Origin of the sequence: Proteus penneri, assembly GCF_022369495.1 — a bacterium.
GTDB lineage: Bacteria > Pseudomonadota > Gammaproteobacteria > Enterobacterales > Enterobacteriaceae > Proteus > Proteus penneri.
In genome coordinates this window covers 1758848-1782349 of sequence record NZ_CP059690.1, presented here as the reverse complement: position 1 = coordinate 1782349, position 23502 = coordinate 1758848, and the positions used below count along the sequence as shown (strand labels likewise).

The following is a 23502-nucleotide window of genomic DNA, read 5'->3' as shown; positions in this document are numbered from 1 at the left end:
AATAATTATCTGAAGATGTCATCTGAGTAAATAATAAAAAACGGCACCAAATATGATTTTGAGGCCGTCTTTCTTTTATATTTATATAAAGCTTAAATCACTTGATTTGACTTAATCGTTATTTTTAGCAGTTGTTTTGCGTTTTGCTCTTATCTTTTGTGTTTTCACCACTTCACTAGTGATCCAACCATCTTCAACTCGGGTTTTTAGAGGATCACCCACTTTTACTTGTTTAGTATTTTTCAGCACCTCTCCAGACATAGTTTCACTAATACTGTAACCGCGAGAAAGTGTTGCGAGAGGACTCACACTTTCTAAACGAGAACAGCTAATAGCGAACTGTTCACGTTGACGAGATAGCTGTTGTGCAATACTTTCTCGCATACGGTAAATCAACAGCTGTTGTTGGCGAAGTAATGTTTGAATTTGAGAACTAGGCTCTTGGTAATTAAGGCGTTTTTGTAGTTGTGTTTGTTGATGTTGTTTGGCTTGCAATAGTCGCTGAAAACTAGAAACTAAACGCTGTTGTGTGGAAGCTAATACATTTTGCTGACGAGCAAGACGTAAATGAGGATGCTGTTGCTGTAAACGGTGATAAAGCTGTGTTATTGCGCGTAATTTTTTCGCTAAGTAGTAATCCATTGCCATTTCAAGGCGTTGTTGTTGTGATTGCAATTGGCGCAATAGCTCAAGCTTGTTTCGGCTGATTAGTTCTGCTGCTGCAGAAGGTGTTGGCGCCCTAAGGTCAGCAATAAAATCAGCTATGGTTACATCAGTTTCATGACCAACAGCACTTACAATGGGAATTTCACTGGCAAAAATAGCACGGGCAACGCGTTCATCATTAAATGCCCAGAGATCTTCTAATGAACCACCGCCACGGCCAACGATTAAGACATCACACTCTTTACGGCGGTTAGCAAGTTCGATGGCATGAACAATTTGCATAGGCGCCTCAGCACCTTGAACTGCGGTTGGGTAGATAAGCACAGGTAATGAAGGATCACGACGACGAAGAATATTTAAAATATCGTGTAATGCGGCACCCGTTGAAGAAGTGATGACCCCGATTTGTTTTGCTGGTGATGGCAGAGGTTTTTTGTAAATGGCATCAAATAATCCTTCTGCACTGAGTTTTTGTTTTAATAGTTCAAATTGTTGTTGTAAAAGCCCGTCACCAGCAGGTTGCATACTTTCAACAATCAATTGGTAATCACCTCGTGGTTCATACAATGTAATTGTTGCGCGAACTAAGACTTGCTGACCATGCTGAGGGCGAAAAGTCACTTTAGCATTTTGCCCACGAAACATCGCAGCTCTAATTTGGGCATGAGTATCCTTTAACGTAAAATACCAGTGACCAGAAGAAGGCTGAGTAAAATTGGAAATTTCAGCGCTGATCCAAATGCGACCCATTTCCATTTCTAATAACTGACGAACGGTCTTATTTAGACGGCTAACAGTAAAAATATTATTGTTTATTGGTAGTGTCATGTGAGCCAGATCAAATTTTAAAACAAAGACTTAATTGATTGATACTACCTAAGTTAGTGGTAGGGTCAATAAAAATTTTGAAAAAAAGCTAGAAGCAATCGATTTCGGTGTGTATAATGCCGCGGCAATATTTTCTATTTCTTAAAAGCCGCCTTGGTGAGATATTGCTATGTTACGAATTAAAAAAGAAGCACTTACATTTGATGATGTTTTGTTAGTTCCTGCACACTCCACTGTTCTTCCTAATACTGCCGACTTATCTACTCAACTGACTGAAACAATCCGCCTAAATGTTCCTATGCTTTCTGCTGCAATGGATACTGTGACTGAAGCGCCTTTAGCTATCGCATTAGCTCAAGAAGGTGGAATTGGTTTTATCCACAAAAACATGTCTATCGAACGCCAAGCAGAAGAAGTTCGTCGTGTGAAAAAACATGAAAGTGGTGTTGTCACTGATCCTATCACCGTAACACCAGAAACTTCTTTACGTGAAGTTCAAGCAATGACTGAACGCAATGGCTTTGCCGGTTATCCTGTTGTGACGAATGATAACGAATTAGTGGGTATTATTACTGGTCGTGATGTTCGTTTTGTAACTGATTTAGACCAACCTGTTACTGCGGTAATGACACCTAAAGAACGCTTAGTGACAGTACAAGAAGGTGAAGCACGCGATATCGTTATGCAAAAAATGCATGAAAAACGTGTAGAAAAAGCGTTAGTGGTTGATAACCACTTCCACCTGAAAGGTATGATCACTGTAAAAGATTTCAAAAAAGCAGAACGTAAACCTAATGCTTGTAAAGACGAACATGGTCGTTTACGTGTTGGTGCCGCTGTTGGTGCGGGGGCAGGTAATGAAGAGCGCGTGGCTGCATTAGTTGCTGCTGGCGTTGATATTTTGCTTATTGACTCTTCTCACGGTCATTCTGAAGGTGTACTGCAACGTATTCGTGATACTCGTGCTTTATATCCTAACTTACCTATTATTGGTGGTAATGTTGCAACCGCAGAAGGAGCTTTAGCATTAGCTGATGCTGGTGTAAGCGCGGTTAAAGTAGGTATTGGCCCAGGATCAATCTGTACGACACGTATCGTAACAGGCGTTGGTGTACCGCAAATTACCGCTATTGCAGATGCGGTAGAAGCACTAAAAGATCGCAACATTCCTGTTATTGCCGATGGTGGGATTCGTTTCTCTGGTGATATCGCGAAAGCATTAGCAGCGGGCGCAGCTTGCGTTATGGTTGGTTCAATGTTTGCAGGTACTGAAGAATCTCCAGGTGAAATTGAACTGTTCCAAGGTCGCTCTTATAAATCATACCGTGGTATGGGTTCATTAGGTGCAATGTCTAAAGGTTCATCAGACCGTTACTTCCAAACTGATAATGCCGCAGACAAATTAGTACCAGAAGGCATTGAAGGTCGTGTTGCTTATAAAGGATTATTGAAAACCATCGTTCATCAACAAATGGGTGGTTTACGTTCATGCATGGGCTTAACAGGCTGCGCAACCATTAAAGAATTAAATACTAAAGCTGAATTCGTTCGCATCAGTGGTGCGGGTATTCAGGAAAGCCATGTTCATGATGTTACTATCACAAAAGAATCACCTAATTATCGCTTAGGTATGTAATTTATTCCGAGAAAGGCTTGTGGTAATAATACAGCGCAAGCCTTTCAACTTTATGACTTTATCTGTTTTGGAATTCACCACAAATGACAGCAAATATCCATAATCATCGCATTCTTATCCTTGATTTCGGTTCACAGTATACGCAGCTTATTGCTCGTCGTATTCGTGAAATCGGCGTTTATTGTGAACTCTGGGCATGGGATGTTACAGAAGAACAAATTCGTGAATTTAATCCTAATGGTATTATTCTGTCTGGTGGCCCTGAAAGCACTACAGAAGACAATAGTCCTCGTGCGCCAGAATATGTATTTAATGCAGGTGTTCCTGTATTAGGAATTTGTTATGGTATGCAAACGATGTCGATGCAATTAGGTGGCGACGTCGAAGTTTCTGGTGAGCGTGAATTTGGTTATTCACAAGTTGAAATTCGTGAAACTTGTGCACTGTTCAATGATATTCAAGATTCAGTTAGTGAAGATGGTAAACCATTATTAGATGTGTGGATGAGCCACGGTGACAAAGTTACTGCTATTCCATCAGACTTCGTGACAGTAGCAAGCACTGAAACTTGCCCATTTGCTATTATGGCCAATGAAGAAAAACGCTTCTATGGCGTTCAATTCCACCCAGAAGTGACACATACTCACCAAGGTTTAGCGATTTTAAAACGTTTTGTTTTAGATATTTGTGGTTGTGATGCTTTGTGGACATCGGCTGCAATTATTGAAGACACAGTTGCGCGTTTAAAGGAGCAAATTGGTGATGATCACGTTATTTTAGCATTATCAGGTGGTGTTGATTCCTCTGTTACCGCATTACTATTAAACCGTGCAATTGGTAAACGTTTAACCTGTGTATTTGTTGATAATGGTTTATTACGTCTGAATGAAGCAGAACAAGTGATGGAAATGTTTAAAGGTAAATTTGACCTTAATATTATCCATGTTGAAGCCGAAGATCGCTTCTTGACTGCACTGAAAGGCGAAAACGATCCTGAGAAAAAACGCAAAATCATTGGTCATACATTCATTGAAATCTTTGATGAAGAGGCCGTTAAACAGCCACAAGTTAAATGGTTAGCACAAGGTACTATCTATCCTGATGTGATTGAATCAGCAGCATCAGCAACTGGTAAAGCTCATGTGATTAAATCACACCACAATGTGGGTGGTTTACCAGAAGATATGAAGCTGGGCTTAGTTGAGCCATTAAAAGAACTGTTTAAAGATGAAGTGCGTAAAATTGGCCTAGAGTTAGGTTTACCTTACGATATGCTTTATCGTCACCCATTCCCAGGACCTGGTTTAGGGGTTCGTGTATTAGGTGAGATCAAGAAAGAGTACTGTGATTTATTACGCCGTGCTGATGCTATCTTTATTGAAGAACTACATAAAGCTGACTTATATAACAAAGTAAGCCAAGCATTTACTGTGTTCTTACCTGTACGTTCAGTGGGTGTTATGGGCGACGGCCGTAAATATGACTGGGTTGTTTCATTACGCGCAGTTGAAACCGTGGACTTTATGACTGCGCATTGGGCACATTTGCCGTATGACTTCTTAGGTCGTGTTTCTAACCGCATTATCAATGAAGTAAGTGGAATTTCCCGTGTTGTTTATGATATTAGCGGTAAGCCACCAGCAACCATTGAGTGGGAATAAAATACTGTTTATCAGCAATAGTTGATAAAGGTTAGAAAATCAAGAGCCATCAGTATGTTACTGGTGGCTTTTTTGTTTTCTATGGTTGGCAATGGTTGACAAGAACCGAAAAAAATGACGGTATATGTGACGGTATCAAAATATAAATTATAAAATTAAGACACTGATACCGTCATAAATTTGCTGTCATTTGACGGTATTAGCATTGAGGTTATAGCATGCTGACCGATACAAAACTAAGAAGTTTAAAGCCACAAGACAAGCTTTATAAAGTGTCTGACCGAGATGGTTTATACGTTGCAGTGACAAAAAGTGGTGTTATTTCATTTAGATATGATTATCGTTTTAATGGAAGGAGAGAAACGGTTACTTTTGGTCGATACAGTGCTGACGGTATCACGCTTGCAGAAGCAAGAGCCGAATTAATTGAAGCAAAAAGGCTACTAAACGCAGGTATATCGCCAGCTTCAAAGAAACGTGACGGTATTGAAAGTAAAAAAATAGGGACGGTATTCAAAGACTATACCGTCAATTTCCTTCGTGATGCTCAATATGCCGACTCTACAAGGGCCATGAAAGAAGCAATTATTGAAAAAGAAATCTATCCTGTATTCGGTAAACTTCAACTAGAAGAGATCACCACACCACGGCTTAGAGCTTTGTGTGAAAAGATAAAAGATAGGGGAGCAAAAGCGACCGCATTACAAGTGCGTGAGATTGTTGGCTCTGTTTTTACTTATGCCATAGATAGAGGTTATGAAATTAGTAACCCAGCAGATGCAATAAAAGCATCTTCCATAGGGACTTTTCAGGCACGAGAAAGGGCAATGTCACCGAAAGAAATCGGTATCTTATTTCGTGAATTAGAAAACTATAGTTGTTATCCAACCTTAAAATTGGCCGTTAAGTTTGTCTTGCTGACATTAGTCAGAAAGTCTGAGTTTATTCATGCTACATGGGATGAAATAGATTTTAAAAATAGGCAATGGGTGATCCCTAAAGGGCGAATGAAGGGGAGAAAAGAGCATGTTATTTATCTCTCTGACCAAGCAATGGATATCCTAACCGGTATGAAAGTTTGTGCTATGGGAAGCAATTACTTAATGCCTGGTCGATATGATATTAAAAAGCCACTTTCTAATGCTGCATTGAATAACGTGATTGATGGCACCGTAAAACGTATCAATGAAAAAGGTATTGAGTTCGAACCGGTTACTGTTCACGATTTACGACGCACAGCCAGTACGCTATTGCACGAAGCAGGTTATAACTCAGATTGGATAGAGAAGTGTTTAGCACACGTTCAAAATGGCGTTAGAGCCGTTTACAACAAGGCTGAATATGCTGAACAGCGCAGGAAGATGTTACAAGAGTGGGCTGATATGGTGGATGAATGGATAAAAGAGAAAGATTAACGCTCGGTCATTCTTCGCCAAGTGTTTTATAAGCAAGTAGTGACGATAGGTAAAGCACACCGACAACAGGCCAGATTGTGGAGTAAAACAGTCTGGCCATAATATCTTTTATATTGTCGCTTTCGTACTTAGACTCTGAAAACAAGTACCCAGTAAACTATAAATTAAATAAGTATGTTTTTATTGGTGACATTAAATACCAAAAAATACTTTCCTATCGTTATCTTTATGTAAATGATGTGTTGATATATGGTACCGTTTAGGTTCGACTGAATCTGAAAATAACATAAAAGGTAATTCATCGATATTAATCTCAGCAATTACTGCTGAAATATCCTTATTATAACAATCTTGTAATATTTTAAGGTTTGTGGATGGAAAGCTATCTTTAAATTCTTTATTATATTCTGGTGAGAAATATCGAATTAATGCCGCTTCATATAAAGATATTCTTTCAGCCTCTGATGTGTTAAATAATTTATCTAATCCAGCTTTTATTCTGACGCTCTCTGTATCTTTTACTTGAGCATTTGGTGTGAAAGCTGTAATTATACTTGTATTAGGCTTAACTTCTAATAGTAACAAAGATAGTTTATATCCCTCTGGCACTCCTTTAATAGCTATTTTTTGAAGAGTTTCGTGTTTTATTAAACGATCTAAAGCACTTCGTGAGCCATTTCGTCCATATGCTTGGCCTACATATTTAACATTAAACTGAACACATCCTAACTCCTGATGGAGCAGTCTAGTCAATTCAATATCATTCCACCAGAATCTGTTTTTATCTAGATCTTCTAGATAATAATTGTCATTTTCACAAATAAAACTAAGATTAGAAGGAATTGAACTTAAGTAAATTTCTTCTTTTTTATTACAAACTGAAAAAGATAGCTTTAAATCATTACCAATTTTAGTAGCATTTTCCAAATGGATTATTGGTAAATAACCAATTATATAAATATGGCAATTATCAGTAGTATTTTTGTATTCTGAAATTTTTTCTTTTTCATAGAGAATATCAGCTGGTAAAGTAATAAAACTATTAGCATACATATTAAGAGCATGCTCTACACTATATTTATAGTTACAGAGTTCATCTTTGTGTTTTATTAATTTTTTTATAAACATTGGGGGGGTCCGTTTTCTATTTTGAACTTTAGCCATATTCTTACGCTTTACTTTATTTTTCTTCATTATTAATTTTTTATTCATGATATTTACTATAGTCATAAGTTTGTTAGTTATTTTTAATAATAGCCATAAAATATAAACCATATATTCTAATACATATATCTCCACTTTTTATAGGCTACCAGCACCTTTTTCTAGCTATTAATTAATGATTAAATATCGGCTAGAAAATCCAGTAAAACGCCCCTTATCGGATCGTTTTTCAATTATTATTTAGTAAGCTTTTGCGGAAGTTGCATAATTTTCTGCTTGTTTGGTAATACTTCTACCTTTACATGCTTACCTATAACATGGGTAATAGTTGAGACTGATGTGATACAGCATTAACCATTAGCCCATATATTAAATATGGAAACATATTAGCATAATTAATATATTTTTGTTTCATCGATCTCTCATAATGAGATATATCTGAAAAAATATTATATGTAATAACTCAAATATGATTTTCATTCGAGTTTACATTTACTATCAGGATACTCGTAAAATTCATTATAAGATTTAAATTTTTTACACATATTCATGATTGCTACGTTCTAACAAACTGCCCGGCTTCATTGCGCTTACGTTCCGTGTAACACTTAGGTGTCTCTCTTGATTGAGAACGTTTTTTCAACCACTCATCAACTTCTTCAGCTTCCCAAGCAACACAGCGCACAGATAAGTACATACGCTTTGGAAAATCACCTTTCTTCTCTAAGGTGCGAATAGTTGAGCGAGAAAGTCCTGTTAGCTTTAAAACAGCAGGCATACGGATAGGGTTGGTAGGTAATTTAATATTCATATTTAAACTCCTTGCGGAGCTGTATCGCTCCGCTTTAAATAGGATCACTGGTATTCAGGGCGCATATCATTAAGTGTGATAGAGAAAGATTCGTATAACTCATCACCAAGTTTTCTTTTGCTTGATTTAAGTAGCTTGTCTACTTTTTCAAATGCTTCGGTAGCTTCAGGTGAGCCAGATTCAGGAAGTGAGTTAATAGAAGCTTCTAGGGCATTACGTGCATCAATACGGTGGTATGCCTGTACTGCTTTATTTTTTAATTCAGTAAACAGGTTGATCCCCATTTCATTTTTTAAGTTCTCAATTTCTGCACGAATATTTTTAGCTTCTTCGACAGTCTGAACATCATCAATAGCTAATCTAAAGGTTTCAGCATCGAACTTAGGTATAAACTCGCCTTGAGTCTCTTTTACCGATTCAGCATTGATTGGCTGTTGCTGGTTGGTAATTTCATTAATGCTTACACGTTCTTTCGGTGGGGTGATATCTTTAATCGGACGATCTTCAAGTTCTTCTGGCGTATACACACCCAAAATAACTTCCGGACAATAAAGACGGGCCCAATATTTTACAGCAAGATAAGCTAACTGCTGTTTTGGGTTTGTTGACCAGAGAGGGGAATTGCGAGTAACGACACTAGATAGGTAAATTTTCTCTCCCCACGTAATTTCATTTTCACCGCGAAGAATTGCTCCTACACGTATCCATAAACCATGCTCATCTGCATCAGTCCAATCACGAACACGAAATGAATACTCTTTACCGTTTCGTTGTTTTGTGATTTCTTTGCTTTTGGTTAGTTTCTCCCAACCAGTTTCGCTATATTCATAATGGAAGCGCCCTTGAATAGCTGTTGAGCTTGATACTAAGGCGTTTACTAATTGCGCTTCATACCCAAGAACACCATTAACGGTATAGGTTTTTTGAGCTACAACAAACGGGTTCATATCCCATTGCATTGCTTGCATGGTAATTGCTAAGCAATCAGAATCGTTATCGCGCAAATGTTCGGGTACCGTAATTTTCCCTTTAGCCATTATTTTTGAAAACTCAATTAGGCTACTTAACTTATCTGGGTTGAATACTGCTAAGTTGTTACTCTGATCAATAGTGGCTACTTCTGACATAATATTTACTCCAAGCGTGCGCCTGATTAATCAAGCGCAGTTTTATTAAGCGACTTCGTTTTGCAGTTCTTCTAACTTTCTCTGCTCAAAGTCAGTGATACCGATAGTGAGAGTAGTGGTGATAGGCGCTGGCCAATATCCTGTATCCATAGCTTCACGGATATCACGCAGTGTCTTTTTGTACTCAGCGCGACCCAGTTCAAGTAATTCAGGAGAGGCTTCAACGATAGCGACCCAGTGGTAATGTTCGTCTTTGTTAACGAATATCCAGAAGAACTGATCCAGCATTGCCACATCACAATACATAGCTGCACTGATGTGATAATCGCGATTAATGATTTCTCTGCGGATCATGGCTTCAATGGCATCTTGTTTAAATCGACCCAGTGCTACTGATTTGAGGTCAAAACCTAATCGGTTATTTTCTGTTTGAATCTCGATATCAGGACGAACACGAATTTCAAGGCCGGTATCTTCATCAATGCCGTAGTAACTCACTTCTGATACACGGTTAGGGTGATTTAATAAACTGGATGCTTCTTTGTGGTTCATAACAGCGTTACGCATGTTATTTGCCATTTCATAGTCAATGGTTTGAACATGAATTTTTGAATCGTCACTAAGCCACTGGCTAATGATTTCATCTTCAAATACAGCATCAGGTTTTACTTCTTTAATGACCTGCATGAGATCATCTTTCTTGACGGGTTTTCTAAGTGGCTCAGGCTTACTTACTTCTGCTAAATATAATTCAGGATTGATGTGGTGGTATATCTGCTCAAGTAATGCATCTGTATTACCTGAGGTTTTCAATGGTGTTGGCAAAGTATCGTTATAGGCTTTGATACAGGCTTTCATTGCTGCACCAGTAAATTTCCCATCTTCAGGGATGGTTTTAAATTCATCGGGCAACTGCATGTATATCTGACCTAGCTCTTCGGCTTTTCCGCTGGTGGAAAGTTGCGGTGTCAGAGTGGCATTATGTTCTTCAATAATTGCTTTTAACTCATCTTGTGAGAGCTTCTTAGGCAACTTATTGTTGTATTCGTCAATCCATGACTTCATTGTTTCCGTTGTTGTAAAGGCACCTTCTGGAATAATTGGCTTAACACTGAATTCAGCATCAAACTTTTCAGGTTCCATTGTTAACGTGTGGAATGCGCTACCTAAGTCGAAACAACGCTTATTTTCACGCTCAATAACTTTTGTTACATGGCGTAACTCGTAATACATCAAACTAATACGAGCATCTTTTAGCATCGAACTGCTGATACCGTTTGAACTGTGATACACCTCGTTAGGAATATCGGGATAACGACCAGGTTCAAAATAAGCAGGTTGGTCATTTTCTTCCTTTGGAATATCTTCCACCTCCTTGTGTTGACCATTTTGGTTATCTTTAGTGGCGTTAAAAATCACCTCTTCCTGAGGTACTTCCTTTTTTTCTACCTCAACTGAGGTGGTTTTTGGGTTTATTAATGAGTTAAAGTGATTAACTCTATGGCGAACGCTACGCATATCAGGGTTATCAATAAATGACATAATAGCGTTAACGATTTGCTCTTCACTGAGTTCACTACTGATATTAGGAACCAATGAAAGTGCAAGTAGCGTGATATTAATAAAGTGGTCATATTGCTTAAACTCTTCTTTTTCAATATCACCATTGATATGAGCTGTTAGCGCATCTACTTGTTCGCTATCAGTAATATCTTGGTTAAGTAAAAGAGCTTTTGCAATCAACACATTTAAGTGCTTAGTGTCTGACATTTTGTTTACCTACTAATTGTTCTGTTTGTAATGCGAGCTTTCTTACATAAGCCCACTCAATACCGGCTTTAAAATTGTCAAATGACTGTGACTCATTTAAGCCAGATAAGGTAAATACATGCTTACCGTCTTTGATATAAAAGATCATGACTAATCACCAAATTGGTTATGTCTGAGCGCATTAAAAAATCAGTCTCTTTTATCCATATTGTTAAAGAGCAAATTAACCGTATTGGTTAACTTATGTTTTTAATCATAACCATAAATTAACCATTGTCAACCATGAAAAACAAATAAATCACCAATGTGGTTATGTTTGTTTTTATCACTATGAAATTTAATGATTTATTAAGAGTAAAAAGAAGCCAGTATATGACTTCTTTTTAATGGAGAGGGTTAGTCGTGGGAGATAGGCTGGTTTTTATTAATGATAAATTCAATGAAGTTTTCAATAGCAGCTTGTTCGCTGGTGGGAAGTTTTGAATAGGCTCTTCTATCATAGTTAATAGTGCCTTTATCATTTTTAGGGATCAGTAATTCATAGGCTTGGCGACCCATTGCTTTTGCAATGGCATCAATGCTTTCAGCGGTGGCACTGGCTTCACAATTAATAATGCGGTTAACTGTTGATTGTGCAAGCCCTGAATCGACAGAAAGCTTAACTCTTGATTTTATTCCATCGTTTAACATAAATGTTGTGATGTTATCTGAGAGTATCTTGCCAATTTCAGTCGGAATATATTCCTCTTTTTCTGACTCCGCATGACCTTCTTTTAAGTGGTCTACATCCATCCAATATTTGCTAATTCTAGTCACATATTCAATTTTGCGTGACATTGGGTCGGTGAGTTCACGATGACTTTTTAAATCTTTTGGTGATAGGTAACGAGAGATCATACTTGGTGCTACGCCTAACGCATCAGCCAATAGTTTTTGTTTGCCGTTGTAGTAGCGTTCAATAATATAAATCAGGTTATCTTTTCTAATTTCAGCAATGCTTTTCATTTCTCCAAGTCCTTTGGTGTCTATTCTTTATACAAATTTGATTAAGTTATGGTGTATTAAACAAACAAATAACCCTTTTGGTAAAGTACCTAAACGGTTACTATTATTTATTGGTTAATCAAATTGGTGAAATTATGGAAGTTTTCGACTTTAAAAAATTTTGGAATGGCTTAACGATTAAGCAAAGAGAAGCATTCTCTCAAAGAACGGGGTATAGCCAACTGTATCTATCACATCAGCTACGCTATGCAAAACGCAAACCATCACTAAGTAAACTCAATAAGTTATATGATGTCTGTATTGAGTTCGGTGCAGATGCAACCAGAGAGCAATTAATCAATTTCTTTATTCGATAATAATTCAAAGGCTGTTTATTGATAAGGATCACTTCGGTGGTCCTTAATTTTTTATTGATAACCAATAAGTCTTTTTGGGTTGATCTATTTTAAAATAATGGATAATCTTATTGCTAACTAATCATAGAAAAAGAGGTGATGATGAAAATTGTGACTAGAAAGCAAGCCATTGAAAATGGTCTAAGTCGTTTCTATACGGGAAAATTATGTAGACATGGTCATGATTCTGAGCGTTTTACCAGTAATGGTGTTTGTGTTGAATGTTCCGCAATTAATTCATCCAACTACAGAAAAGAAGTCAGCAGGTTATTAAAGATGGCTCGTACTCGTAATAGAAATATTGCTTATGAAGACAATATCAGGGGGTGATATGGCCCGTATCAGGACTATTAAGCCAACATTTTGGACTGATGAGGATATGGCTGAAATATCTGAGTCAGCGTGTTTATTGGCGATAGGGCTATTAAATTACGCTGATGATGAAGGCTATTTCAATGCTAATCCAAAGCTAATAAAAGCGGCTGTTTTTCCAATACGTGAAACCTCCCGTAGTATTCCGGTACTACTACATGAGCTTTCCAACTGTGGCTATATCAGCTTATTTTCTACCCAAAATGGGAAGCACTTTGGATTAATAAATAATTTCACAAAACATCAAGTCGTAAACAAGAAAACGCCAAGTAAAATCAAAGAGATGAACCTACTACCGTATGACTACGGTAGCGATACGGTAGGACTACCTTTAGGAAAGGAAGGGAAAGGAAGTATTAAAACAACTCTCTGTAACACGCGCGAAGGAAATTTGCCTGATGTGGATAATGCTATTTTAAATGACAGAGTTCCTGCTGGTGGTTTTAGCGTTGACGGTAAATTTGTGATGTTTGATGAATGGGAACCTGATAGCGATTTTTTACGTAAATCTGCTTTTTGGGGACATGCACTAACAGAGCCAGTTAAACCAACTGAACTTGCCGAATTTATTACGTACTGGAAAGCCGAGGGGAAAGCTAAACATCACGAACAATGGGAAATGGCATTGGCAAAAAGTATTAAATTCCAACGTGCTAAAGCGAATAATAGCAATACTGGAGTAAATAATAATGGCAAATCAGAATTTAAATTCGATCCAAACAGTGGCAAATCAAGAGCCGTACAACTCGTGGAACATAAGATCAGAGAAAAACATGGGCAAGAGTATCTCGACTCTTTGGCTACAAATGACGGAGTTCTATGGGGAGAAATGGACAAACAAGAACGGGACGGAACCCTCATTGATGTGGAAACGAGCACTCAGCGGATTGAATAGCGATCAATTCGATTTGATATTTAAATTCTGCATTGAGCGTTGTAGCAATGGTAATCCGTGGCCACCAGAGTTATCTGATGTTATTTCAATGCTTTCTGACAAGTTGGTAGACGCTAATACTTTTGGAATTCCATTTGATGAAATGCTGAGAGATTTCAATAAATACCTAGCCAGACGATGTAATTACCATAGTGCTGAGATGTACCCCTTTAGGCATCCGGTGCAGTATTGGATCTTCACTGACCTTAGGCAAAAGGTATATGACCTTAGGCTGACAGAAGCGGAGGTTGAGAAGCGTTTAAATAAAATGATCCGTATGTGGTCTGAGCGAGTGCAACGAGGTGAGGTCATACCTAAGCCTACGTTAAGACTTGAAGATAAAACCAGACCGAGACCTGCATGGATGGATTTATTAGAAAATGTTGATAAACGTAAACATAAATCGGCATAAGGTTTATTGGATATCAAAATCCTTAGCGTAATAAACACTGGTGAGTTTTATTTGTTGTAGGTATGCGATTGAGTGTCTGAGTAGTGAAAACAGCGTATAGACGATTTGAGAGCGTTTTAAGTAGGTATGAGTTTAATTAAAAACTCTGTTTTTTTACACTTGAAAACATAACCAAATTGGATGTATTAACCATAATGATTAATCTCTTAAGGGTTATCGTACATGAAATTTATGCAGGATTTTGTTGTTGATATTTTACGTGACAATAAAAAATCATTGTCAGTTAACGAGATAACGGCAATTGCTTCTGATCTCAAGGGAAAGAAGAACCGTTCAACAACCAATTATGCGCTGATTAAATTGATTGAAAGCGCCGTTGTAGAACGCAAAGCGGTAGTCGGCATTGGTTATGTATACACGCTAACGCCTGATTACATGGAGCGCCTACGTGAATTAGATATCAAAAAAGAAGCCTCTCTAATGACCAAGAAGCCAGCAAAACCTACGGATAAGCATGTTATCTGTCAGAAAGGCTCACTAACCTACGTCAGAAAGAGCTTACCACCGTTACAGCATGGAAAGATTGCTGATATTCATAACCGTATGAACGCAATGCTGGTGGCGGTACGCGCATGAAACAGCAAATTTATTATATCAATCCTGTACCGAAGCCACGTATGACACAACGTGACGCATGGAAGAAAAGACCCGTTGTCGTTAAGTACCACGCTTTTTGTGACGAGATGAGAGCTAACCGTTTTACGTTACCGGAAAGCGGTGCTCACCTAACGTTTGTTATCCCTATGCCTAAATCATGGAGCAAGAAGAAACGTATTGAGATGAATGGCAAACCCCACCAGCAACGTCCTGATGTCGATAATCTGATTAAAGCCGTTATGGACGCCATATTTGATGAAGATTGCAGGGTGTGGAATATCAGCGCGTCAAAGCTTTGGGGTGAGCAGGGAAAGATAGGGGTAACGTTACCTGAAAATACAGAAAATCATGAACTTATTACCATTCGTTAAGTTAGTGACTCAGTTAATTAATTGTTGAATGAGTTTGGGAAGAAATTATGAGCCAATAAATTGATGTTATTAGTCTTATTCAATAACTCAAATAACTGTGACATGTCACGCAAGAGGATTTTTAGATGAATAAATCAGACATAAGGAAGATGGCGTTGTGATTCAAATAAGTAAATGTGAAATTAGAACATAGTATTTTATATGTAACAGGAATTAATTTGTGAATAGTGTGGCATTATTAAATGTTTATTGAGGTTAATATATAAAAATACCATAGATTATTACTATTATAAAATATAATGATGGATGGATTTAAATACCCAAATCATTATTTAATAGAAAATGTTTTTTAGTCTGAAGGATAAATAAATATGAACCCCAAATTTGGTGACAAAATAGAGTACTCAACGACAAGAATAACTGCTGACAATGATAGTGTAGGTACTGGTTTTTTTGTTTTTTTTAAAGGTAACGAAGAGAATCAGGTTATTCCTGTCTTAGTTACAAATAAACATGTAATAGAAAATGCAAATAAAATTAGTTTTTTTATTTCAGTAAAAAATAAAGAGGATAATTCTGTTATAAATAAATATGGTATTGAAATTAATAATGTTAGCCAGTTGTTTGTATTTTACCCAGATGATGATGTTGATTTATGTGTTTGTCCAATAGCAATGATATTGAATGACTTAGAAGAAAAAGGCTTTATAGCGGAAATTTTTCCATTTCATGAAGACATTATTTTTACTAATGAATCTCAAGAGTTAGGAAATATTTCATCAATCCAAGAAATATATATGACAGGATATCCTAGTGGTCTGTGGGATGATGTTAATAACAAACCAATAACTAGAAAAGGACTTACAGCTTCAAATGTTAAACAAGATTGGCAAGGTAAAAAAAGATTCATTGCTGATATCGCATGTTTTCCTGGTTCTAGTGGTTCTCCAGTTTATATCTATGATGATGGTGTATTTATGGATGGAGATAACGCCGTATTAGGTGAAAGGCTAGTATTACTTGGTATTTTATATGCAGGTCCTGTAATTAATGCTGAAGGTGAAATAATATCTGTACAAGTACCTACGGATTATAGACATATGATATCAACAAGATTAATGATGAATTTAGGTTTTATTATTAAAGCAAATGAATTGTTGGTTATAAAAAACATGTTATTAAGACTTAATCAATAAACCCAATATGATTGAATGATTTTCTTTTGATGGTCATAATAACCAAAGAGGTGATGATTATGACTATCAAAAGACCAAGAAAGAAACCTGCACGACAGCCAACGCCTATCAACGACAAGATGGAACGTTTCTGTCAGGAATATATCAAATCCCCCGATAATCAAACTGATGCTGCAATCTCTGCTGGATATGCTTCTGGCAGTGCTTGCAAGCGCGCATCACAGCTAATGGCTGATCCCCGTATTCAAGAGCGTATCGCACAACTTATGCAACAGCGCAATAAGCGTACCAAGATGAGTGCTGACAATGTACTCAAACGCTTGGTAGATATGCTTGATGCAGATATTGCCGATATTCTCAATAAGAAAGGCGATATTAAACCAATATCAGAATGGTCTCCTATTTGGCGAAAAAGTGTTGCTGCATTCGATATCATTGATATTGACGGTGATACACGCATTAAAAAAGTGAAGTTACTGGATAAAATTAAGGTGCTTGAACTGATTGGTAAGCACGTTGATATCAATGCCTTTAGAGACAGAGTACAGGTCGATGTAAACGTATCATTGGCTGATAAGTTGGCATCTGCTCGTAAACGTGCTCATGCTCAGCAAGGGAGTGTTGAGTAATGTCAGAAGCTTTGCAGAAGTCACAAGAAGAACAACTCATTGAAGATATCGCATCATTTACGCATGATCCATTAGGTTATGCGTATTACGCATTTCCGTGGGGTGAAGCTGGTGGAGAGCTTGAAGAATACAATGGTCCTCGTCAGTGGCAAGCCGAAGCATTAAATGAAATCGGTGAACATCTACGCAATCCAAAGACACGCCACCAGCCATTGTTACTTGCTCGTGCTTCTGGTCACGGTATCGGTAAATCGGCATTTATTTCAATGATCATCAAGTGGGGTATGGATACCTGCGAAGATTGTAAGGTAGTCGTTACTGCTAACACTGAAAATCAGCTACGCACTAAAACGTGGCCAGAAATAGCGAAGTGGCAACGTCTATCACTTACCAATAATTGGTTTACTTGCACTAAGACAGCTATCTATTCAAACGATCCTAATCATGCTAATGCTTGGCGTGCTGATGCGGTGCCGTGGTCAGAGAACAACACGGAGGCATTCGCAGGGCTTCACAACAAAGGCAAGCGTATTATCCTCGTGTTTGATGAAGCGTCTAATATTGCCGATCTGGTATGGGAAGTGGCAGAAGGGGCGTTAACGGATGAAGGTACTGAAATCATTTGGATTGCATTTGGTAACCCAACCCGTAACACAGGGCGCTTTCGTGAGTGCTTTCGTAAGTTTAAACATCGTTGGAACACTAAGCAGATTGATAGTCGTACCGTCGAAGGGAGCAACAAAGAGCAGATTAAAAACTGGGAAGAGGACTACGGCGAAGATAGCGACTTCTTTAAAGTCCGTGTTCGTGGTGTGTTCCCGTCAGCATCAGAGTTGCAATTTATTCCAACAGGTTTAACTGATGAAGCCATGAAGCGCATTGTCACACAGGCAGAAGTTGCGCACGCGCCTGTAATTATTGGTGTTGACCCCGCCTATTCTGGTATTGATGATGCGGTGATTTATCTGCGCCAAGGTTTATTTAGTAAATGTTTGTGGACGGGCTTTAAAACAACTGATGATGTTGTTATGGCAAAGCGCATTGCTGACTTTGAAGATCAATACAAGGCTGACGCTGTGCATATCGATTTTGGTTACGGTACCGGTATTCACTCTATTGGAACAAGTTGGGGACGCGTGTGGCGTTTAGTTAAGTTTGGTGGTGCATCAACAGATCCACAGATGCTAAACAAACGTGGTGAAATGTATAACAGCGTTAAGACATGGCTAAAAATTGGTGGGGCTATTGATGATCAGGAAACCGCAGATGATTTGTCATGTGGTGAATACAAGGTTCGTGTTATCGATAGCAAGATTGTACTAGAAGATAAAACAGAAATTAAAAAGCGTCTTGGTCGTTCACCGGGTAAAGGTGATGCGCTCGCACTGACGTTTGCCTATCCAGTCACCAAAATAGATAGAAATTACTCTTCACTTCATTCTGGCGTTAATGTCAGCAATTCAGATTACGATCCATTCGCATAAAAAAAGCCCTCTGGAGTAGAGGGCAAACAGTCCTAAGGTAAAGCACGCTGTCGTGGTAACAATACCGAGAAAAATGCAGTGGCATTGCATGACCAAAATGGTAGTTATAATTTTCAATATTGTCAAATAACATGTATTATTAATTTAATATGCAATACTGGTTAATTTAATCTATGGGTGAATTATGTGCGGATTAGGCTCAACTCCAAAAATTACTACTCCTCCACCAGTTCAGGCAGCACCTCAAGAACAAGATGCGGCAGTAACGGGTAGTCGTGATGATGAAATGCGTCGTCGCCGTGCAGCCGCAGGTCGTAAGTCTACGTTACTAACAGGTGCGCAGGGTGCGACAAGTTCAGCATCCACCAGCGGTAAAACCTTACTTGGTCAATAAGGGGTGACTATGTCAACGCCATTAAAACAACAGCTACTGCAACAACTTAATCAGTTGGAAACAGAGCGTAGCTCATTTGAACCGCATTGGCGTGAATTGTCAGATTTCACTCGTCCTCGTAGTACGCGCTTTACTGCATCTGAGGTTAATCGAGGTGATCGCCGTAATAGTAAGATCATTGACCCTACGGCATCTTTAGCTTCATCGGTGCTTTCCAGTGGCATGATGTCAGGTATTACAAGTCCTGCTCGTCCTTGGTTTCGTTTAGCGACACCTGATCCTGATTTAATGGATTATGGCCCTGTAAAACTTTGGCTAGAAACCACCGAACAACGCATGAACGAAGTGTTCAATCGTTCTAACCTCTATCAGTCATTACCGTTGATGTATGGCGATTTAGGTACCTTTGGCACTGCTGCAATGGCCGTTGTTGAAGATAGCCAGCGTATTATCCGTACCGTTCATTTCCCCCTTGGCAGTTATTACATTGCGAATAGCCCAAGCCTGAGTGTTGATGTTTGCTATCGAAAATTTACGATGACCGTTCGCCAGTTGGTGATGGAGTTCGGGACTGATAGTGTCAGCGATACTGTTAAATCAATGTGGAATTCAAGCCAGTACAGCCAATGGGTTGAAGTGGTTCATGCCGTATATCCAAACCTTGAACGACAAACAGGAAAGTTAGAGGCAAAGCATAAGCCTTTTAAATCCGTTTATCTTGAAGTGGCTGGCGATAGCGAGAAAGTGTTACGTGAATCTGGCTATGATGAATTTCCTATTATGGCGCCACGTTGGGAAGTGAATGGTGAAGATGTTTACGGTTCATCTTGCCCCGGTATGTTGGCGTTAGGTGGTACTAAAGCGCTTCAATTAATGCAGAAACGTAAAGCGCAGATGATTGATAAGCTGACTAATCCACCTTTACAAGTACCTGCATCATTAAAAAACCAACGGGTAAATACCATACCCGGAGGCATTAACTATCTTGATGAGGCAAATCCTACTAATAAAATTCAAACGATTTTTGATGTTCAACCCGTAGCATTGAAAGCACTACTTGAAGATGTTCAAGATACCCGTCAACTAATTGATACCGCTTACTTTGTCGATTTATTCCGTATGATGCAAATGGTGAATACGCGCTCTATGCCGATTGAAGCCGTTGTTGAGATGCGAGAAGAGAAACTATTGCAATTAGGGCCTGTTCTGCAACGTCTTGATTCTGAGTTACTCGACAAGCTGATTAATCGCACTTTCTCAATCTTGGTAAACAAAAACTTACTTCCCGTTGCACCTGATGAAATGCAGGGAATGGATCTAAAGGTTGAGTATATTTCTGTAATGGCTCAGGCACAGAAAGCGATTGGCGTTGGTAGTATCGAACGCTTTGCGGGCTTTGTTGGCAATCTGGCAAGAGTTAAACCAGAAGCCCTTGATAAGTTAAACGCTGATGATGCTATTGATAACTATGCGTCTGCTATTGGTGTCTCTCCAACAATCGTTGCAACCAATGAGCAAGTACAAGCCATACGTCAACAACGACAAGCACAGCAACAACAAATGGCTCAGATGCAAATGGCGCAGTCCGCTATTGATGGTGCTAAAACGCTCAGTGATACCAATCTTGATAATGATAGTGCCTTGTCCGCTATGGCTGGTGGAGGTGCTCAATGACACATCCATTTGATGCGTATGAAGACGAGAGAAATGCTCGTGCTGAATACGATATTCAACAAATAAATAGGCAAGAGAAAGAAGAACAACAGCTAAAAGAGGTTATGTCCACAGAAGTTGGGCGTGCTGTTATTTGGCGTTTGATTTCTGACTCTGGCGTATTTCGTAGCTCTTTTTCTAATGATCCATATGCAATGGCATTTAGAGAGGGCGAGCGTAATTATGGGTTAAAAGTTTTCAATCAATTACACCAAGTTTGCCCTGAGCTTTATGCGCAAATGGCAAATGAAGCAGTTACACCAAGCGTTTAACCAAGATTTAAAGAATGGGAGAAGCAGTCATGAACTTATGGCATAAATTAATCATGCGTCGCTTGTATAACGAGCAACACAGCGAGGGAGGTGAAGGCGGTGGCGGTGCAGCAACGGAACCTACTCAGGAAACATCAGCAACAGATAAAAATGAGCCACCAGCAAACAGTGCTGATCCTACTAAAAGCACTGAAAAAGAGAATGGTGGAGAGCAAGGCAAGCCAGCTGATAAGAAAAATGATGCCAATAAATCAGATGTAGGTGCGCCTGAAAAGTATGAATTTAAAGCACCAGAAGAAGGGCAAGAGCTTGATAAAGGTGCATTGGAAGTCTTTGAGCCGATTGCTCGTGAGCTGAATTTAAACAACGAACAAGCGCAAAAATTGGTTGATGTTTATGGCTCTAAAATCATGCCAGCGATTAATAAGCAACTTGCTGAAGGTTGGCAAAAACAGACAGAGCAATGGGCTGAAACTGTTAAAGCAGATAAAGAGCTTGGTTCCGCTGAATCTATCGGTGCGGCACAAAAAGCAATGGATAAGTTCGGTTCACCTGAACTGAAACAGTATTTAGAAGAGTCAGGACTAGGTAACCATCCTGAGCTTATTCGTATCTTTGCCGGTGTTGGCAAAGCAATGTCAGAGGACGGTCTTGTCACTGGCAACAGTAACGGCAGTAAAAGTGCTGCTGATGTTTTATTTGGATAACAAAGAGGAAATAACATGCCTGCTTTAACTCTCGTTGATTGGGCTAAACGACAAGGCCCTGACAGCAAGCAAGCGAAGATTGTTGAGCTGTTAAGTCAAACTAATGAAATATTAGATGACATGGTTTTTGTTGAAGGCAACTTGCCAACAGGCCACCGTACAACCGTTCGTACTGGTTTACCATCTGCAACATGGCGCTTGCTTAACTATGGTGTTCCGCCTAGTAAATCAACCACAGCACAAGTAACCGATACAACGGGTATGCTGGAAACTTACTCTGAAGTTGATAAAAAACTGGCTGATCTAAATGGTCAGAAAAATGAGTTTTTACTGTCAGAATCTCTTGCATTTATTGAGTCAATGAATCAGGAAATGGCAGAAACTTTAATTTATGGTGATACATCTGTACATCCTCAGCGCTTTACGGGTTTAGCCGCACGCTTTAACGATATGAAAGCGAAGAATGCCGTCAACATTATTGATGCTGGTGGTACTGGTAGTAACTTAACTTCTATTTGGTTAGTGGTATGGGGTGAAAATACGGTTCATGGCATTTTCCCTAAAGGTTCTAAAGCAGGTTTAGAACAAAACCATTTAGGTGAAGTGACGTTACAAGATGATAATGGTGGTAAATATCAGGGGTATCGCACCCATTTTAAATGGGAAAATGGACTAACGGTGCGTGACTGGCGTTATGTCGTCCGTATCGCCAATATTGATTTATCTAAAATTGGTAAAGATCCAGAAAAGGAAGATGCTCTTGACCTTCCTGACTTATTGATTCAAGCAATTGAAAAAATTCCTAATTTATCATTAGGCCGTCCAGCTATTTATTGTAATCACCAAATCCGTAGCTGGATGCGTCGCCAAATTAAAAACAGTAAAAACGTCAATATTTCTATGGCAGAAGTGGCAGGTAAGAAAGTCGTCACATTCGATGAGATCCCTGTTCGCCGAGTTGACACCATTCTAACGACAGAAGATCAGGTGAAATAAGTTATTGCGGTGTCGTTTAACGGCTCCGCTAACTTTCATTTATTTGGAGATAGTCAAAATGATTTTAGATAAAGAAACGCTTTTTTCACTGGATCAGGCTGTTACTGCATCTGCTGTAAGTAAGCAAATTATCGACTTAACGCCAGTGAATGGTGCATTTCGTGATATCGGTATTGGTGAGCCATTAGAGCTGTTTGCACAGGTGACTGAACAGGCTAAAGCAGCAGGTGAAGCGACTGTTCAAATTAAGTTAGAAACCGCGACAGATGATAAATTCTCTGATGCTAAATCTATCTTTGAATCTGTTGCTATACCAATTGCCGATTTGAATGCAGGTAAACGTATTGTGGCGAAAGTACCTCAAGGCGTTCTGAAGTACCTGCGCCTGCAATATGTTGTTGCAGAAGGGCCATTAACGGCGGGTAAGTTCACCGCGGGCATTAACCTAACTGTTGATGCTCATCCTATTTACGATGCTGTAACTCAATAAGGTGTGACATGTCACGATATAAGGTTTTAAAAAAATCATTTATCGCTGGGCGTCTACTTGAAATCGGTGAAGAGGTTGAGTACGACGGTATAGCTGGCGATAACTTAGCGTTAATTGGTGGCGCTGATGCTCGACTTAATACTCATAGTGTGTCTGATGGGGCTAGTGATAATACTGGTGAAGGTATAAGTAATATTGCTGTTAGCGGTTCAGGTGTGGCGATTGACTCAAGCCTTGATGCGCTTCGTGAGCAATATACCCAGCTATTTGGTAAAGCACCTCATCACAATATGGGCGCAGATAAAATGCGCACCGCAATAGATGAAAAGCGGAAAGAACTTGGGGTTTAACCCCCGATGATAAAGGGGGGCGAGAGCCCCTTTTTTATTTTCTACTT

At 38.9% G+C, this 23502-nt stretch carries 26 protein-coding genes; 19 read left to right on the top strand and 7 right to left on the bottom strand.

Translation table 11 applies throughout. From position 1 onward, the window contains the following. Positions 1-111: 111 nt before the first annotated feature. Positions 112-1494, bottom strand: a complete 1383-nt coding sequence (gene xseA / locus H1225_RS08165; RefSeq protein ID WP_006533013.1) for an exodeoxyribonuclease VII large subunit — start codon at positions 1492-1494, stop codon at positions 112-114. Positions 1495-1663: 169 nt separating this feature from the next. Here xseA and guaB point away from each other — a divergent pair, with 169 nt between their 5' ends. From guaB to H1225_RS08150, 3 genes are all read left to right on the top strand, one after another. Continuing rightward, the gene (guaB, locus tag H1225_RS08160) at positions 1664-3130 is read left to right on the top strand and encodes an IMP dehydrogenase (protein WP_072064176.1); all 1467 of its coding nucleotides are present in this window, start codon (positions 1664-1666) and stop codon (positions 3128-3130) included. An 83-nt stretch (positions 3131-3213) separates the two neighbouring features. Then, entirely contained in the window at positions 3214-4791 is a 1578-nt protein-coding gene (gene guaA, locus H1225_RS08155) for a glutamine-hydrolyzing GMP synthase (RefSeq protein WP_006533010.1), read from the top strand. 218 nt (positions 4792-5009) lie between these two features. After that, positions 5010-6206 carry a tyrosine-type recombinase/integrase gene (locus H1225_RS08150; protein ID WP_239739661.1) on the top strand — a complete coding sequence of 399 codons (1197 nt, stop codon included), beginning with the start codon at positions 5010-5012 and terminating at the stop codon, positions 6204-6206. A gap of 192 nt (positions 6207-6398) precedes the next feature. On the opposite strand, the gene H1225_RS08145 is transcribed toward H1225_RS08150, so the two are convergent. The 6 genes from H1225_RS08145 to H1225_RS08120 all read right to left on the bottom strand — a co-directional run bounded on the left by H1225_RS08145 (position 6399) and on the right by H1225_RS08120 (position 12083). Beyond that, a complete protein-coding gene (locus tag H1225_RS08145; protein WP_198041310.1) occupies positions 6399-7418 on the bottom strand; it encodes a hypothetical protein in 1020 nt (339 codons plus the stop codon). Between the two features lie 508 nt (positions 7419-7926). Continuing rightward, positions 7927-8181 carry a helix-turn-helix transcriptional regulator gene (locus tag H1225_RS08140; protein ID WP_063073778.1) on the bottom strand — a complete coding sequence of 85 codons (255 nt, stop codon included), beginning with the start codon at positions 8179-8181 and terminating at the stop codon, positions 7927-7929. 44 nt (positions 8182-8225) lie between these two features. Next, positions 8226-9308, bottom strand: a complete 1083-nt coding sequence (locus tag H1225_RS08135; RefSeq protein WP_239739660.1) for a RecT family recombinase — start codon at positions 9306-9308, stop codon at positions 8226-8228. Positions 9309-9353: 45 nt separating this feature from the next. Then, positions 9354-11078 carry a PD-(D/E)XK nuclease-like domain-containing protein gene (locus tag H1225_RS08130; RefSeq protein WP_239739657.1) on the bottom strand — a complete coding sequence of 575 codons (1725 nt, stop codon included), beginning with the start codon at positions 11076-11078 and terminating at the stop codon, positions 9354-9356. Next, the gene (locus H1225_RS08125) at positions 11065-11226 is read right to left on the bottom strand and encodes a hypothetical protein (protein ID WP_004243375.1); all 162 of its coding nucleotides are present in this window, start codon (positions 11224-11226) and stop codon (positions 11065-11067) included. Before H1225_RS08125 ends, H1225_RS08130 begins: the two co-directional genes overlap by 14 nt. Before the next feature lie 248 nt (positions 11227-11474). Beyond that, positions 11475-12083: a DNA-binding protein gene (locus H1225_RS08120; protein ID WP_072068383.1), complete on the bottom strand. Its 609-nt coding sequence runs from the start codon at positions 12081-12083 to the stop codon at positions 11475-11477. A gap of 134 nt (positions 12084-12217) precedes the next feature. Between H1225_RS08120 and H1225_RS08115 the strand changes: the two genes are divergently transcribed. The 16 genes from H1225_RS08115 to H1225_RS08040 all read left to right on the top strand — a co-directional run bounded on the left by H1225_RS08115 (position 12218) and on the right by H1225_RS08040 (position 23455). Then, complete coding sequence (locus tag H1225_RS08115; RefSeq protein ID WP_231135526.1) at positions 12218-12439, top strand: hypothetical protein; 222 nt, start codon at positions 12218-12220, stop codon at positions 12437-12439. Positions 12440-12580: 141 nt separating this feature from the next. Continuing rightward, complete coding sequence (locus H1225_RS08110) at positions 12581-12808, top strand: hypothetical protein (protein ID WP_064505758.1); 228 nt, start codon at positions 12581-12583, stop codon at positions 12806-12808. A gap of 1 nt (position 12809) precedes the next feature. Further along, positions 12810-13745, top strand: a complete 936-nt coding sequence (locus tag H1225_RS08105; RefSeq protein WP_239739656.1) for a DnaT-like ssDNA-binding domain-containing protein — start codon at positions 12810-12812, stop codon at positions 13743-13745. Next, the gene (locus tag H1225_RS08100) at positions 13714-14196 is read left to right on the top strand and encodes a replication protein P (RefSeq protein ID WP_239739655.1); all 483 of its coding nucleotides are present in this window, start codon (positions 13714-13716) and stop codon (positions 14194-14196) included. Before H1225_RS08105 ends, H1225_RS08100 begins: the two co-directional genes overlap by 32 nt. Positions 14197-14418: 222 nt before the next feature. After that, on the top strand, positions 14419-14832 hold the full coding sequence (locus H1225_RS08095; protein WP_239739654.1) for a hypothetical protein: 414 nt from the start codon (positions 14419-14421) through the stop codon (positions 14830-14832). Then, positions 14829-15224, top strand: a complete 396-nt coding sequence (locus H1225_RS08090) for a RusA family crossover junction endodeoxyribonuclease (RefSeq protein ID WP_049203709.1) — start codon at positions 14829-14831, stop codon at positions 15222-15224. Before H1225_RS08095 ends, H1225_RS08090 begins: the two co-directional genes overlap by 4 nt. Positions 15225-15595: 371 nt before the next feature. Next, complete coding sequence (locus H1225_RS08085) at positions 15596-16420, top strand: S1 family peptidase (protein ID WP_239739653.1); 825 nt, start codon at positions 15596-15598, stop codon at positions 16418-16420. 53 nt (positions 16421-16473) lie between these two features. Continuing rightward, positions 16474-17049 carry a terminase small subunit gene (locus tag H1225_RS08080; RefSeq protein WP_239739690.1) on the top strand — a complete coding sequence of 192 codons (576 nt, stop codon included), beginning with the start codon at positions 16474-16476 and terminating at the stop codon, positions 17047-17049. Further along, complete coding sequence (locus tag H1225_RS08075) at positions 17049-18533, top strand: terminase (RefSeq protein WP_239739652.1); 1485 nt, start codon at positions 17049-17051, stop codon at positions 18531-18533. The genes H1225_RS08080 and H1225_RS08075 overlap by 1 nt, the downstream gene beginning before the upstream one ends. Positions 18534-18717: 184 nt before the next feature. Next, positions 18718-18927 (top strand): hypothetical protein, encoded by a 210-nt coding sequence (locus tag H1225_RS08070; protein WP_020945812.1) that lies wholly within the window; start codon positions 18718-18720, stop codon positions 18925-18927. A 9-nt stretch (positions 18928-18936) separates the two neighbouring features. Continuing rightward, complete coding sequence (locus H1225_RS08065) at positions 18937-20601, top strand: portal protein (RefSeq protein WP_239739649.1); 1665 nt, start codon at positions 18937-18939, stop codon at positions 20599-20601. Continuing rightward, positions 20598-20912 carry a Bbp19 family protein gene (locus H1225_RS08060; protein WP_239739647.1) on the top strand — a complete coding sequence of 105 codons (315 nt, stop codon included), beginning with the start codon at positions 20598-20600 and terminating at the stop codon, positions 20910-20912. Before H1225_RS08065 ends, H1225_RS08060 begins: the two co-directional genes overlap by 4 nt. Positions 20913-20941: 29 nt before the next feature. Continuing rightward, positions 20942-21619, top strand: a complete 678-nt coding sequence (locus tag H1225_RS08055; protein ID WP_239739645.1) for a peptidase — start codon at positions 20942-20944, stop codon at positions 21617-21619. A gap of 15 nt (positions 21620-21634) precedes the next feature. Continuing rightward, a complete protein-coding gene (locus H1225_RS08050) occupies positions 21635-22615 on the top strand; it encodes a major capsid protein (protein ID WP_135000030.1) in 981 nt (326 codons plus the stop codon). Positions 22616-22673: 58 nt separating this feature from the next. Beyond that, positions 22674-23105, top strand: coding sequence for a Bbp16 family capsid cement protein (locus H1225_RS08045; protein ID WP_239739644.1), 432 nt, complete (start codon positions 22674-22676; stop codon positions 23103-23105). Positions 23106-23113: 8 nt separating this feature from the next. Then, positions 23114-23455: a hypothetical protein gene (locus H1225_RS08040; protein ID WP_239739642.1), complete on the top strand. Its 342-nt coding sequence runs from the start codon at positions 23114-23116 to the stop codon at positions 23453-23455. Positions 23456-23502: the final 47 nt, after the last annotated feature.

What these genes read in the sequence shown, in the direction of transcription:
- xseA (WP_006533013.1), bottom strand. Translation starts at nt 1,494, where the DNA reads ATGACACTACCAATAAACAATAATATTTTTACTGTTAGCCGTCTAAAT.
- guaB (WP_072064176.1), top strand. Translation starts at nt 1,664, where the DNA reads ATGTTACGAATTAAAAAAGAAGCACTTACATTTGATGATGTTTTGTTA.
- guaA (WP_006533010.1), top strand. Translation starts at nt 3,214, where the DNA reads ATGACAGCAAATATCCATAATCATCGCATTCTTATCCTTGATTTCGGT.
- H1225_RS08150 (WP_239739661.1), top strand. Translation starts at nt 5,010, where the DNA reads ATGCTGACCGATACAAAACTAAGAAGTTTAAAGCCACAAGACAAGCTT.
- H1225_RS08145 (WP_198041310.1), bottom strand. Translation starts at nt 7,418, where the DNA reads ATGAATAAAAAATTAATAATGAAGAAAAATAAAGTAAAGCGTAAGAAT.
- H1225_RS08140 (WP_063073778.1), bottom strand. Translation starts at nt 8,181, where the DNA reads ATGAATATTAAATTACCTACCAACCCTATCCGTATGCCTGCTGTTTTA.
- H1225_RS08135 (WP_239739660.1), bottom strand. Translation starts at nt 9,308, where the DNA reads ATGTCAGAAGTAGCCACTATTGATCAGAGTAACAACTTAGCAGTATTC.
- H1225_RS08130 (WP_239739657.1), bottom strand. Translation starts at nt 11,078, where the DNA reads ATGTCAGACACTAAGCACTTAAATGTGTTGATTGCAAAAGCTCTTTTA.
- H1225_RS08125 (WP_004243375.1), bottom strand. Translation starts at nt 11,226, where the DNA reads ATGATCTTTTATATCAAAGACGGTAAGCATGTATTTACCTTATCTGGC.
- H1225_RS08120 (WP_072068383.1), bottom strand. Translation starts at nt 12,083, where the DNA reads ATGAAAAGCATTGCTGAAATTAGAAAAGATAACCTGATTTATATTATT.
- H1225_RS08115 (WP_231135526.1), top strand. Translation starts at nt 12,218, where the DNA reads ATGGAAGTTTTCGACTTTAAAAAATTTTGGAATGGCTTAACGATTAAG.
- H1225_RS08110 (WP_064505758.1), top strand. Translation starts at nt 12,581, where the DNA reads ATGAAAATTGTGACTAGAAAGCAAGCCATTGAAAATGGTCTAAGTCGT.
- H1225_RS08105 (WP_239739656.1), top strand. Translation starts at nt 12,810, where the DNA reads ATGGCCCGTATCAGGACTATTAAGCCAACATTTTGGACTGATGAGGAT.
- H1225_RS08100 (WP_239739655.1), top strand. Translation starts at nt 13,714, where the DNA reads ATGTGGAAACGAGCACTCAGCGGATTGAATAGCGATCAATTCGATTTG.
- H1225_RS08095 (WP_239739654.1), top strand. Translation starts at nt 14,419, where the DNA reads ATGAAATTTATGCAGGATTTTGTTGTTGATATTTTACGTGACAATAAA.
- H1225_RS08090 (WP_049203709.1), top strand. Translation starts at nt 14,829, where the DNA reads ATGAAACAGCAAATTTATTATATCAATCCTGTACCGAAGCCACGTATG.
- H1225_RS08085 (WP_239739653.1), top strand. Translation starts at nt 15,596, where the DNA reads ATGAACCCCAAATTTGGTGACAAAATAGAGTACTCAACGACAAGAATA.
- H1225_RS08080 (WP_239739690.1), top strand. Translation starts at nt 16,474, where the DNA reads ATGATTATGACTATCAAAAGACCAAGAAAGAAACCTGCACGACAGCCA.
- H1225_RS08075 (WP_239739652.1), top strand. Translation starts at nt 17,049, where the DNA reads ATGTCAGAAGCTTTGCAGAAGTCACAAGAAGAACAACTCATTGAAGAT.
- H1225_RS08070 (WP_020945812.1), top strand. Translation starts at nt 18,718, where the DNA reads ATGTGCGGATTAGGCTCAACTCCAAAAATTACTACTCCTCCACCAGTT.
- H1225_RS08065 (WP_239739649.1), top strand. Translation starts at nt 18,937, where the DNA reads ATGTCAACGCCATTAAAACAACAGCTACTGCAACAACTTAATCAGTTG.
- H1225_RS08060 (WP_239739647.1), top strand. Translation starts at nt 20,598, where the DNA reads ATGACACATCCATTTGATGCGTATGAAGACGAGAGAAATGCTCGTGCT.
- H1225_RS08055 (WP_239739645.1), top strand. Translation starts at nt 20,942, where the DNA reads ATGAACTTATGGCATAAATTAATCATGCGTCGCTTGTATAACGAGCAA.
- H1225_RS08050 (WP_135000030.1), top strand. Translation starts at nt 21,635, where the DNA reads ATGCCTGCTTTAACTCTCGTTGATTGGGCTAAACGACAAGGCCCTGAC.
- H1225_RS08045 (WP_239739644.1), top strand. Translation starts at nt 22,674, where the DNA reads ATGATTTTAGATAAAGAAACGCTTTTTTCACTGGATCAGGCTGTTACT.
- H1225_RS08040 (WP_239739642.1), top strand. Translation starts at nt 23,114, where the DNA reads ATGTCACGATATAAGGTTTTAAAAAAATCATTTATCGCTGGGCGTCTA.